Annotated in this window: 10 protein-coding genes; all 10 read left to right on the top strand. The window is 46.5% G+C overall.

The genetic code is table 11. The annotated features are described in order from the left end of the window. Window positions 1–27 precede the first annotated feature (27 nt). The 10 genes from ihfB (at window position 28) to HMPREF2581_RS27995 (ending at window position 12,073) form a co-directional block, all read left to right on the top strand. Window positions 28–312 (top strand): integration host factor subunit beta, encoded by a 285-nt coding sequence (gene ihfB, locus HMPREF2581_RS28040; protein ID WP_003091441.1) that lies wholly within the window; start codon window positions 28–30, stop codon window positions 310–312. A gap of 33 nt (window positions 313–345) precedes the next feature. Continuing rightward, window positions 346–645: a lipopolysaccharide assembly protein LapA domain-containing protein gene (locus tag HMPREF2581_RS28035; protein WP_003138470.1), complete on the top strand. Its 300-nt coding sequence runs from the start codon at window positions 346–348 to the stop codon at window positions 643–645. Between the two features lie 255 nt (window positions 646–900). After that, the gene (locus HMPREF2581_RS28030) at window positions 901–1,983 is read left to right on the top strand and encodes an LPS O-antigen chain length determinant protein WzzB (protein ID WP_003138471.1); all 1,083 of its coding nucleotides are present in this window, start codon (window positions 901–903) and stop codon (window positions 1,981–1,983) included. Window positions 1,984–2,138: 155 nt separating this feature from the next. Next, window positions 2,139–3,275, top strand: coding sequence for a non-hydrolyzing UDP-N-acetylglucosamine 2-epimerase (gene wecB, locus HMPREF2581_RS28025; RefSeq protein ID WP_003138472.1), 1,137 nt, complete (start codon window positions 2,139–2,141; stop codon window positions 3,273–3,275). A gap of 80 nt (window positions 3,276–3,355) precedes the next feature. Further along, on the top strand, window positions 3,356–4,624 hold the full coding sequence (wecC, locus tag HMPREF2581_RS28020) for a UDP-N-acetyl-D-mannosamine dehydrogenase (protein WP_003138473.1): 1,269 nt from the start codon (window positions 3,356–3,358) through the stop codon (window positions 4,622–4,624). 77 nt (window positions 4,625–4,701) lie between these two features. Further along, window positions 4,702–5,964: an oligosaccharide flippase family protein gene (locus tag HMPREF2581_RS28015; protein WP_003138474.1), complete on the top strand. Its 1,263-nt coding sequence runs from the start codon at window positions 4,702–4,704 to the stop codon at window positions 5,962–5,964. Then, a complete protein-coding gene (locus tag HMPREF2581_RS28010) occupies window positions 5,957–7,291 on the top strand; it encodes an O-antigen polymerase (protein ID WP_016254249.1) in 1,335 nt (444 codons plus the stop codon). Before HMPREF2581_RS28015 ends, HMPREF2581_RS28010 begins: the two co-directional genes overlap by 8 nt. Next, window positions 7,288–8,130, top strand: a complete 843-nt coding sequence (locus HMPREF2581_RS28005; RefSeq protein WP_003138476.1) for a glycosyltransferase family 2 protein — start codon at window positions 7,288–7,290, stop codon at window positions 8,128–8,130. Before HMPREF2581_RS28010 ends, HMPREF2581_RS28005 begins: the two co-directional genes overlap by 4 nt. 137 nt (window positions 8,131–8,267) lie before the next feature. After that, complete coding sequence (locus HMPREF2581_RS28000) at window positions 8,268–10,412, top strand: bi-domain-containing oxidoreductase (protein WP_016254248.1); 2,145 nt, start codon at window positions 8,268–8,270, stop codon at window positions 10,410–10,412. An 8-nt stretch (window positions 10,413–10,420) separates the two neighbouring features. After that, complete coding sequence (locus HMPREF2581_RS27995) at window positions 10,421–12,073, top strand: heparinase II/III family protein (RefSeq protein WP_003138478.1); 1,653 nt, start codon at window positions 10,421–10,423, stop codon at window positions 12,071–12,073. The last annotated feature ends 66 nt before the right edge of the window (window positions 12,074–12,139 follow it).

The raw sequence follows: 12,139 nt of genomic DNA, 5'->3' as shown, positions 1-12,139 counted from the left end.
TAGCCGCTTGAAAAAGAAGGGAAAACCATGACCAAGTCGGAGTTGATCGAACGGATCGTTACCCATCAGGGGCAACTGTCCGCGAAGGATGTCGAGTTGGCAATCAAGACCATGCTGGAGCAAATGTCCCAAGCCCTGGCGACTGGGGACCGGATCGAGATCCGTGGCTTCGGCAGCTTTTCCTTGCACTACCGCGCCCCGCGCGTCGGTCGCAACCCCAAGACCGGGGAGTCGGTACGCCTCGACGGCAAGTTCGTGCCGCACTTCAAGCCGGGCAAGGAGTTGCGGGATCGGGTCAACGAGCCGGAGTGATAGCGGTTCGATCAGCGTTATAGAGGGATTTCCATGCAATGGTTCAGGCGATCTGCCGCTATAGCGGTTCTGCTAGTGGTATCTATCGTAGTTGTGGTTTTCGTTCTGGAGAATCAGGGGCTGGTTCAGGTGGCCTTCCTCGGTCTTCAGTCTCCTCAGTGGCCCCTGGCCGTCTATCTCATCACAGCCTTTGTCCTTGGTGGACTCCTGGGGTTGGCCATCCAACTGCCTTCCCTGGCTATCTCGCGTGCACGAGCCAGTGGCCTGCGCGCGGAGTTGGAGCAGGCTCGTAAAGAGGTTGACAGCTTGCGGGTGCCTTCCAGTTCATCCTGACTGCTTTTCTATTTCGGTTCGAGTAAGGCATTTGGAGGCGGGAGCGGTGAACGAAAGCAACTAATCATTGTTCGCTCTGTCTACTGAGATTCTTCACTTAAAAGGCGAAGAGGCAGCATGCTCGTACCCCCGGGCTCATGGGGCGACATCAGTTTGTAATCTAAAGACAGGGTGTCAGAATACGTTTCATTTGCCAGGCTGGCTTCGGGGGCCTCTAGCTGCATATCATAAACAGCGAAGAATATAGGTTGAACTGTGACTGACGGTATTGACTCGCGACAGACGTCCAAGCGTAACGAAATCGATTTTATCGAGCTCATTCAAGGGCTCTGGTCACAAAAGTGGCTCGTTTTTTCCCTGACTTTTCTAGGTGCTGTTCTGGCGGGGAGCTATGCATTTTTAAGCAAGCCAGTCTACGAGGCTCGGGTTGCTCTTCTACCGCCATCCCTTAGCGATGTTGCCGGGTTCAACATTGCCCGTGGCCGAGACAGCGGTCTTCCACCTTTTACTGTGAGCCAAGTTTATTCTGTATTCACTCGGAATCTGCAGTCCGAAGGCACTCGGAGGCAGTTTTTTCGCGAAGTTTATTTGCCCTCCCTTGAGGAGCGAAAGGGCTCAATTGATGGCCTCTATAGGGCGTTTTCAGATGATGTAAGTGTTAATCGGCCGTCGAAGGACTTGCCTGAGCGGTATACTGTCATCCTCAACCGACAGGATCCTGAGCAGGCCGCAAAATGGGCTAAGCAATACGCCGATCTAGCTGCTCTGCGCTCGATGGATGAAATGCGAGGTAATGCTCAGCGCGAACTTGAGGTGAAGAGCCGCAATATTCTGCAGCAGATCGACACCCTGCGGCAGGTGGTCAAAGAGCGTCGTAATGATCGTATCGTCCGTTTGAAAGAGGCTCTGCAGGTTGCCAGAGCAGTGGGGGTAGAAAAACCTCCGCTTATAGGGGCACAGATTGATCAGCAACTGTCGGCAATCATGGAAGGCAGTCTGATGTATATGAGAGGGACGAAAGCGCTGGAGGCTGAAATCAAAGCCTTGGAAAAACGGACGTCGGATGATCCATTCATTCCCGCCTTGCGTGGTCTACAAGAGCAGCTTGCTCTTTATGAAAGTAAACAGTTGAATTTTGATAGAGTTGCGGTTTTTCGCCAAGATGGCGGTGTAGAAATTCCTGACGACCCTATCAAGCCAAAAAAGGCTCTCCTCCTTGCTCTTGGTATTTTAGCCGGTGGTGTGTTTGGCGTATTGCTTGCCTTGCTCCGCCTATTGTTACGTGATGGGCGAAACGGCATGGCGGACTTAAAGCATCCTATGACCAAGGATAAATGAAGGGATTCGATATGAGGAAATGAACGCAGTCTAGGTGCGGCCGTTCGAACAAGAAGGCCGTTTGGTGTTTCGTGATAGTCACGGCCCTAACCTATAGCTGTGTTGGGGTGATTTGTTCGCGAGTGGTGTTATAGATATTGTCGAATGGGGCGGTAATGCGAAAGAAGACTCTTTGTGTGTTTGGTACGCGGCCGGAGGCTATCAAAATGGCCCCGGTAACCCTGGCATTGGCGGACGATGATCGTTTCGAGGCGAGGGTATGCGTTACCGGCCAGCATCGTGAGATGCTTGACCAAGTCTTGAATCTCTTCAAGATCGTCCCTGACTTCGATCTCAATATCATGCGTTCGGGGCAGGATCTGACTGATGTAACTGTTGCCATTCTGCAAGGAATGAAAGACGTTTTCTCTCAGTTCAAGCCCGATATCGTTCTTGTCCATGGCGATACAGCCACGACGTTGGCTGCTAGCCTTGCTGCTTATTATCATCAGATCCCGGTTGCCCATGTCGAGGCGGGATTGCGGACAGGGAACATGTATTCTCCGTGGCCTGAAGAGGGCAATCGGAAATTAACTGGTGCCTTAGCCTGTCTTCACTTTGCTCCAACGGAGACTTCTAGGGACAACTTGCTTAGGGAAGGGATATCCGCCGAGCGAATTCGTGTGACCGGAAATACTGTTATCGATGCCTTGTTAAATGTTGTGCAACGCTTGGAGCAAGATATGGAGCTTGCCAGCGAGGCGGCGGCTCCGACTGAGTTTCTTGACTCCTCACGCAGGTTCATTCTTGTCACTGGCCATCGCCGTGAAAGCTTTGGCGGAGGTTTCGAACGCATCTGTCAAGCACTGGGCGTGGTTGCAAGGAATCACCCAGAGATCGATATTGTTTATCCCGTTCATCTGAATCCGAATGTACGAGAGCCGGTCAATCGTCTACTTTCAGATGTTCAGAACATTCATCTTATAGAGCCGTTGGACTATCTCCCTTTCGTTCATTTGATGAGCCGTGCTCATGTTATTCTCACCGATTCCGGTGGTATTCAGGAGGAAGCGCCTTCGTTAGGTAAGCCCGTTTTGGTCATGCGGGAGACGACGGAGCGCCCGGAGGCTGTTGCCGCAGGAACCGTCAAGTTGGTCGGGACAGAAATCAAGAATATAGTTAATGAGCTTGAGCGTTTACTGGTAGATGAATCTGCCTATCGAAAAATGAGTTTTGCCCATAACCCTTACGGTGATGGAATGGCGAGTAAGCGAATCATTGACAGCCTCTTGGATGCGAAGAGAGGCGAGTAATAGATTGTAAGAGGTCTCAGAGTATCCGTTGTTTGAGCTTCTCTATGAGTTTTTAGGAATTATAATAGATAGGGATAAATATGTCTTTCGATACTATTTCTGTAATTGGGTTGGGTTATATTGGTTTACCTACAGCTGCCGTTTTTGCTTCTCGTAGAAAACAAGTGATAGGGGTCGATGTAAACTCCAAAGCAGTTGAAACTATCAACCAGGGAAAGATTCATATCGTTGAACCGGACTTGGATATGCTCGTCCATGCGGCTGTGACTAATGGGTACTTACGAGCAGTTTCTGTACCTGAGCCTGCTGATGCATTTTTGATCGCCGTGCCCACCCCGTTTAAGGAGCAACATGAACCGGACTTGCGATACATTGAGTCAGCGTGCAAGGCAATTGCCCCTGTATTGAAAGCGGGCGATTTGGTAATTCTGGAGTCGACATCACCGGTTGGCGCAACCGAGCAAATGTCTGCGTGGCTGTCTGCTGAACGTCCAGATCTAACGTTCCCCCAGAGTCACGGAGATGCTTCTGATATACGTATTGCTCACTGCCCTGAGCGAGTCTTGCCTGGACATGTATTACGTGAATTGGTTCAGAATGATCGTGTAATTGGCGGTATGACCGCTACATGCTCGGCGGCGGCAGCTTCTTTATATAAGATATTTGTGGAGGGGGAGTGTGTAATTACTAATGCCCGTACCGCTGAAATGTGCAAGCTAACGGAAAACAGCTTCCGTGACACTAACATTGCTTTTGCAAATGAGCTTTCCATTATCTGTGACAAGTTGGACATCAATGTATGGGAGCTGATCCGACTCGCTAATCGTCACCCGCGAGTCAATATTCTCCAGCCAGGGCCGGGAGTGGGGGGGCATTGCATCGCAGTCGATCCTTGGTTCATCGTAAGTAAGACCCCTGGAGAGGCTCGCTTGATTCGAACTGCCCGTGAAGTCAATGATGGAAAGCCTTTGTGGGTTCTGAACAAGATTAAAATGGCTGTCGCGGAGTTTCTGCAAGCGAATCCGGAAAGAACTGCGAAGGATGTAACTATTGCGTGCTTCGGCCTGGCATTTAAGCCTGATATCGATGATCTTCGTGAGAGTCCAGCTGTTTCTATTGCTCAGAATGTTAAGATGTCTCACCCCGGTACTGTCTTGGTTGTGGAGCCTAACATTGCTGAATTGCCCGAAAAGCTGGCTGAGAGATTAGATCTGGTATCTATTAACTCTGCTCTTGAGAGATCAGAAGTGATAGTCCTACTGGTTGATCACAAAGAGTTTAAAGAGTTTTCTCCATGTGATCTCGGTGCTTATAAAGTAATTGATACCAGAGGTGTTTGGAACGCTTAAAGCTAGCCTCGAAGCGGAGATGGTTTTCTGAAATTTCTAGGCCGGAAACTACTATAAGGCTTTTGCGAGTTTAGGTGATGTTAGTGAAGCTTAATGAAAACTCTGTAAACGCTTTGTCTTTAGTTGCAATACAGGGCGCAAATGCACTGCTTCCATTGTTAGCTTTCCCATATTTGTTTGGCGTATTAGAACAGGGTGCTTTTGCGAGGCTAGTAGTGGCTGAAGCATTAGCTTTTTATGTTTTGACTGTGTGTCTTTATAGTTTTGATATAAGTGGCGTTCAAGTAATAGTCGATGCGAAAGAGGAAAGAGAGGTAGAAGCAAAGTTTTTTTTCAATATATTTGCTGCTAGGGTTGGATTATTAATTTTTTCTTCTGTTTTTTTGGTTGGAGGTGGATATCTATTTTGGGGCGCCGATGTGTTGTTGGTAGTTATATGGCTTTTTTTTGTTTTGGGTATGATTCTTCAGTCTAATTATTACTTCCAAGCAGTTGAAAATAACTGGTTGCTGGCAACATTTGTAGTCTCTTCAAGAGTTACTGCGGTTTTAGCCGTCTATGTCTTTGTACATAAGGGGACGGATGTTTTTCTTGCTTCCATCATATTGGCAGGTAGCTTTTTAGTTTCAGGGGGAGCGGTATTTGGAGTTCTACTTACTCGTTTTGGTTTGAGTGAATTTAAGAGGATTAGAGGTGATGTTGTTGTCTCATTACTGTGGAGTGGTCGTCATCTGTTTCTAGGGAACTTATCAGTTACTTTATTTCGTGGTGCAAATGTTTTAATTTTGGCTGGTGTTTCAAATAGTGCTGCTGTTGCAGTTTATGCACTCTCCGAGAAAATAATTAAAAGTACTCAAGCACTAGCGAGGCCATTGAATCAGTTATTTTTGCCAAAAGTTGTAAAAGCTTGGGCCTCTCTCTCTGAACGGGAAAGAAACAACGCCTTTGCTTTTAGACTTGTCTGGAAAAATACATATGCTCAAGTATTGCTTATGGTTTTCTTTCTTCCGGTTTTTATCTTTCTCTTATATTTCTGTTGGGTTTTAGGAGTGATTCCGGGTTTTAGTGAGAAAGTTTTCTTTCTAATTGTATTGATGTCGCCAGCCGTGATTTTTGGTGTTGCTAATTCTATGTTTGGTGCAGTAGGGCTGAGTTTAATCGGAGGGCAAACCTACTTTGCTTATTCTGTTTCTATCATTGGGGTTTGTGCTTTTTTGATTTCCCTGGTTATGTCTTATCTTCTCTCTGATACCGGGGCTGCGATGACTTTTGTGCTGGCGGAGGCTTTGCTTTTATTTGCCTTTCTCTGTAAATATCGTGGGAAGCCAAGACATGGATGAGTTTTTTTATTTAAAGCTTATTAATATATTTCTATCATCTTTCTTCCTGCTGGGCGCTTGGTGTGCACGGAAGATTTTTAGTGTATGGCTAAACCCGGTATCTATATTCTCGCTACTTTGGTTTTTTTATACGGTATTTCCACTTCTGGTTGCATTTGAGGCGCCGGTTAGTCCCTTTGCTATTCTCTATATATTAATATTCTGTTTTGTTTTTTCATTGTCTAGCTTCGTCTTTCCATGGGGGGTTGCATTTTCCCGTAATGAAAATAAGCCGAATGCAAGTTGTTATTTTGATGTGCCGTTAATGGTTTTGGCCTTTTATTCTTGTTCGGGAATTTCCGCCATAATGATTTTTTGGGGTGTTTTACAGCAGGGAATATCGCTTGAACAGTTGCTAAACAACCCTGTTTCTATAGGTGGTATCTATGCAGGTAAAAGATATTCCGGGGAAATTGTCTCAAGTGTATTTTCGCAAGTTGGCTTGCAGTGCAGTTATTATACGGCAGTATTTGGCGGCTTAATATATGGCGCTAGAAGTGAAGCGCGCGGTCGTTTTAAGTTACTGTTTTTTACTTTTTTACCTGCTTTGCTTGTTATGTTGTTGCAAAGTGCTAAAGGACTATTCTTTTTCTCAATATTTTTATTTTTTGGCGGGATGTTAGTTTCGCGAGTTTATAATAAAAACTATACGCTAGTAGGCTTTAAAGATTTCAGATTTTTGCTCTTATATGGACTTCTAATACTTCCTATATTGATTTTTTCTTTTCTGTCTCGTGGGATTTATCAATTGGATGATACTGCTTTGATGATAAATCGGCTCAGGTACTATCTTGTTACATATTCTTCTGTGCATTTGCCGGCTTTTTCAGACTGGTTCTCTGAACGCTATTTCGGTGAGTCGCTAATGCATTATAGACAAGAGTCATCAACTCTAGGTTTTTATACTTTCATGTCGTTTTTTCAGTTAGCCGGAGATGATAGAAGTGTAGCTATGGGAGTGTATGACGAGTTTTTTACCTATGGTGAATATGTAAAAGGAAACCTCTATACAGTTTTTCGAGGAATAATAACGGATTTTGGTTTGCTGGGTAGTTTATTTTTTGCTTTTATACTTGGTCTTTTCTGTAATCTTTGCTATTGGCGGCTTTTGTGTCGAAATGGCAGCGCATTTGCTATTTTATTTTTTTGCTATTTTGTCGCTATAAGCTATCAGACTTATATCATTAGTTCGCTGACCTGGCTTACTCTGCCATTTGTTTTTATTGTTCAGTGGTTTATGCTTGGTTTTCTGTTGAAGTTTAGGTTCTATACGAGGTCTAAGGTGTGAAAATTTGTCTGGTTCCTGTTTGTTATAATGCTCACGATGATGCAGTAAGGTTTCTTGACTCTGTAAATACCGCATTTAGCTTCTGCCTTGGGGTGGAACTAGAGGTGATATTATCTGACAACTCTACGCTCTCCTCAGTTATAACGTTTGATGCACGAAATTATTCGTATAACTTTCGCTATCTGCAGAATAGTAATATTGGGTATTTCCCTGCATTTGCTCGGGCGCTATCTACACTGACTGAACCTATTGATAGTTATGATTTTGTTATGGTTTGTAATGTTGACCTTGTTGTATCTAAGGATTTCTTTATAGCACTTTCATCTGTCTCTCCTGGTAAGGATGTAGGGCTTATTGCTCCGGGGATTTTTTCTGATAAAGATGGGCGAGACCTAAATCCAAAAATTATGCGTCGGCCAAGTCTGAGAAAAATGAAGTTCATGCGCATGGTTTGCTCAAGTACTGCTCTTTTTCGTTGGTACTCTATGCTGGTACGTGCTCGTGAACGTACTCGTGCTTGTACGCAGCGTAAAATAGCAAAAAAAGGGGGGGCGATAGGGGGGCAACCGGCTATGTACGGTGCGCATGGATCTTTTATTATATTCACTCAGCTATACTTTAAGCGAGGTGCTCATGTTTTATATCCTCGCTTTTTATTTGGTGAGGAGGTTTTTGTTGCGGAGCAGTTACGATTGAATAATATGCTTATTCAGCATGTTCCTGATGTTCGGGTGTCTGATAAGGAGCATGCGTCAACCTCTAAAATTAAATTAAAATTTATTTGCCCCGAGCATAGAAAGTCATATGAGTATTTGCTGTCAAAGTTTTTTGATGATTAATTTTTTCTTTGGTTTTATATTTTGTTTGACTGCATAAGGTTTCTGTGGGACTACGTGTGTAGCAAGGATGGAGTAAATTTTTTTCTTCTTAGTTGCTATTATTTTCGTTAGGAATGAGTTTCTGTATTGAGGGCGCTATGAAGCAAGTTCTTCAAGATATGGCTAAAGGTGGCACCAGTGTCACGGTCGCTCCGGCACCGCAGATATCGCGTGATCATGTGATTATCAATAGTACTGTCTCGCTGATATCGGCGGGGACCGAGCGTATGTTGGTTGGCTTCGGTAAGGCATCCTACCTTGATAAGGCTCGTCAACAGCCAGAGAAGGTCAAGATGGTCTTGGAAAAGATCAAAACCGATGGATTGATGACCACAGTAGAGGCTGTACAGTCCAAGCTCGCACAGCCACTTCCCCTAGGCTACTGCAATGTAGGAGTGGTGTCTGAGATCGGCTCTGGTGTTGAGGGCTTCAAGGTTGGTGATCGAGTTGTTTCCAACGGTCCTCATGCTGATCTAGTCAAAGTGTCGAAGAACCTCTGTGCACGTATTCCGGATGGCGTCGATGATGAATCGGCGGCATTTGTAGTCGTGGCGAGCATTGGTCTACAGGGTATCCGTCTTGCACAACCAACCTTGGGCGAGTGTTTTGTTGTCACAGGAGTTGGCCTCATTGGTCTACTCACTGTTCAGTTGCTACGGGCTCATGGCTGTCGGGTGTTGGCTATTGATTTTGATGATTCGAAGCTAGAACTTGCTCGACAGTACGGGGCGCAGACTTGTAACCCTGGTAAAGGTGAGGATCCGGTTGCTGCAGGCATGGCATTCAGCCGAGGAAAAGGTGTCGACGGCGTAATTATCACTGCCTCAACAAAGTCCAGTGACCCTGTAACTCAGGCTGCACGCATGAGTCGTAAGCGTGGACGGATTGTTTTGGTGGGAGTGGTGGGATTGGAGCTCAATCGCGCTGACTTTTATGAAAAGGAGTTGACTTTTCAGGTATCGTGCTCATATGGACCGGGGCGCTATGATCCTGAATACGAGGAGAAAGGAGGAGACTACCCTCTCGGCTTTGTCCGTTGGACTGAGCAAAGAAATTTTGAAGCTGTCCTAGACATGCTGGATAGCGGCCAACTGGAAGTGAAAACGTTGATTACTCATCGTTTTAAATTCGAGGACGCTCCGGCGGCTTATTCCACTTTAACTCAGGATAACTCTGGTCTAGGAATGCTCCTTCTGTATGCTTCGGATACGGCCGAGCGAGTTGTCCGTCATGTCCCACTATCCGATATGAAGGGCTTCAATGCTCAAAAGCCCGTGGTTGGTTTCATTGGAGCGGGAAATTACGCGTCTCGTATTCTGATCCCTGCCTTCAAGACGGCTGGAGCGCAATTCCATACTCTCGTTACCTCCGGCGGGATCAATAGTGTTATTCATGGTGAAAAAGCTGGATTCTCACAGGCATCAACCAATATTGATGCAGTGCTGAACGAGCGGATGATCAATACCATCGCTATTGTGACCCGACACGATACCCATGCGCGTTTAGTTGTCGATGCATTGCGCACCGGGAAGAACGTTTTCGTGGAAAAGCCTCTGGCTATCACCCATGCGGAGTTGGAGGATGTACAAGCAGTCCATGCTATTACGCATCAGACCGGTGGTGGTCCGCAATTGATGGTTGGTTTCAATCGGCGTTTTGCTCCCCATATACAGAAAATGAAGGGCTTGTTGGCGTCTGTAAGGGAGCCTAAGTCCTTCATCATGACGATGAATGCAGGCGCAATTCCGGTGGGTCATTGGACTCAAGATATTGCTGTAGGTGGCGGCAGAATCATAGGTGAAGCATGCCACTTCATCGATTTGATGCGCTACCTGGCAGGAAGCCGGATAGTTTCGGTTCAGGCACGACGCATGGGAGATTCCAACGCAATTGATACTTCTGAGGACAAGGCTTCGATTACTCTAGGTTTTGAGGATGGTTCCTTCGGTACTATTCTCTACTTGGCAAACGGTGCAAGTAGTTTCCCCAAGGAGCGTATTGAGGTCTTTACTGCGGGGCGAGTTTTGCAATTGGATAATTTTAGAAAGCTGAAAGGGTATGGTTGGCCAGGTTTCAACAAGATGAATCTATGGAAGCAGGACAAAGGCCAGCGGCAGTGTGTTGCGGCGTTCCTTGATTCAATTGAGAAAGGTGGAGAGCCGACTATCGCTTGTGAAGAAATTTTCGAGGTGACGCGAGTCTCTATAGAGGCGGCAGAGATACTGCGTAATCAATGGGATTGAGCTAGGGCATGGCACTTCAAAAACTCGTCCGTCTCTATCATACGCTTCGGTACCTGAGGCTCAAGCAGATAATATTTCGAGTGTATTATCGCTTTGCCCAGGTCCGAGTTCATATTTATCGAAATGTTGCTGTGCGTCGTTGGCGTAGGGACTGGTCTGCGCCCTCTTGGAGGAATTTGTCAACGAATGATGCTGTGGAGTTCACCTTTCTCGGGATAACAGGGAAAGTGCAGTGCCCCGAGGACTGGCAAGCTGATAGGAGCAGTAAATTATGGCTCTATAATCTGCACTATTTGGATGATCTGAACGCTAGGGACATTGGCAGTCAGCCTGGGCTAGCCGATAAACTAATTCAAAGTTGGATCCAGGCTAATCCACCGGTATCCGGTGAAGGTTGGGAGCCTTATCCTCTTTCCTTGCGTATCGTTAATCTTGTGAAATGGCTTGCTCGCCATGATGAGCGTTCGACCTTTCTGGCGGACAGTCTAGCTGTACAAGCGGACGCGCTGGTGCAACAAGTAGAATATCATATCTTGGGAAATCATCTATTCGCTAATGGGAAGGCGTTGGTGTTTGCCGGCGCTTATCTGTCAGGCGCGATGGCTGATCGTTGGCTTGCCAAGGGGTTACGGATACTTGACGAAGAGCTTCCTGAGCAATTTCTGAATGATGGTGGGCATTTCGAATTGTCTCCGATGTATCACGCCACTTTACTCTGGGATATGTGCGACCTGGTGAATCTCTCCACGCGGTCGGGCCTACCTGATTTGGCTGAGCGTCTACCGCAATGGCGAGAGGTTGTGGTCCAAGGATTGAAGTGGCTTCGTAGCATGCAGCATCCGGATGGTAGAATTAGCTTCTTCAATGATGCTGCATTCGGAATTGCACCTGAATATGAAGATATTGCAGCGTACGCCAAGCGCCTCGATATATCACCTCCAGCTCATGAAAACCACCTGGCGGCGATTTATAATTCGGCTACAGGTTATGCTGCTGTACTTCCTGCCGATGGCGTGAAAGCTATATTGGATCTTGCAAAGGTCGGTCCCGACTATCAGCCGGGACATGCGCATGCCGACACATTGAGTTTTGAGTTAAGCGTCTTTGGAAAACGCTTAGTAGTCAATTCCGGAACTTCTCAGTACGGTGATGACTCTGAGCGACAAAGGCAGCGTGGTACTGCGGCGCATAATACGGTGGGATTGCTTGGCTATGATTCCTCTGAAGTTTGGGCGGGATTTCGCGTTGCAAGGCGTGCGGCAGTAGTAATTGAGCGATTCGAGGTTGAACCTGAAATAACCTGTATTCAGGCCAGCCATGATGGATATGGAAGGCTTGTGAAGGGGCTACGGCATCGTCGCACCTGGACCTTCACTCGTACGAGTATGGAAATTTTCGATAGCATAACAGGTGATCAGGTTGTGGCTACTTCTCGATTCTTCTTTAGTCCAGAAGTAAAGGTTTCTATGAAGGCCGATGGATTTGTTGCCGATATGGGGGCGGGAAAGAAAGTCTCTATCGATTTCTCGGGAAGTGATGATGTTCGTTTGATTTCTTCAACGTGGCATCCGGAGTTTGGGTGTTCATTGGCCAATCAGTGTCTCGTGGCGACTTTTAGTGGTGATTCGCTGACTACTCGTATTTGCTGGGGTGGAATTTGAAGATATTGTTGCTTAGTTTTTATTTCCATCCGGATCTGTCGGCAGGGTCGTTCCGTACTTCAGCTC

The sequence above is a fragment of the Pseudomonas sp. HMSC057H01 genome (assembly GCF_001836405.1).
In the GTDB taxonomy this organism is placed as follows: Bacteria; Pseudomonadota; Gammaproteobacteria; order Pseudomonadales; family Pseudomonadaceae; genus Pseudomonas; species Pseudomonas aeruginosa.
The sequence above is the reverse complement of the archived record's forward strand: the minus strand, read 5'-3'. Positions and strand labels throughout refer to the sequence as shown.

Excerpts from the sequence above, each read along its gene's own strand:
- ihfB (WP_003091441.1), top strand. The coding sequence starts at position 28 with ATGACCAAGTCGGAGTTGATCGAACGGATCGTTACCCATCAGGGGCAA.
- HMPREF2581_RS28035 (WP_003138470.1), top strand. The coding sequence starts at position 346 with ATGCAATGGTTCAGGCGATCTGCCGCTATAGCGGTTCTGCTAGTGGTA.
- wecB (WP_003138472.1), top strand. The coding sequence starts at position 2,139 with ATGCGAAAGAAGACTCTTTGTGTGTTTGGTACGCGGCCGGAGGCTATC.
- wecC (WP_003138473.1), top strand. The coding sequence starts at position 3,356 with ATGTCTTTCGATACTATTTCTGTAATTGGGTTGGGTTATATTGGTTTA.
- HMPREF2581_RS28015 (WP_003138474.1), top strand. The coding sequence starts at position 4,702 with ATGTTAGTGAAGCTTAATGAAAACTCTGTAAACGCTTTGTCTTTAGTT.
- HMPREF2581_RS28010 (WP_016254249.1), top strand. The coding sequence starts at position 5,957 with ATGGATGAGTTTTTTTATTTAAAGCTTATTAATATATTTCTATCATCT.
- HMPREF2581_RS28000 (WP_016254248.1), top strand. The coding sequence starts at position 8,268 with ATGAAGCAAGTTCTTCAAGATATGGCTAAAGGTGGCACCAGTGTCACG.
- HMPREF2581_RS27995 (WP_003138478.1), top strand. The coding sequence starts at position 10,421 with ATGGCACTTCAAAAACTCGTCCGTCTCTATCATACGCTTCGGTACCTG.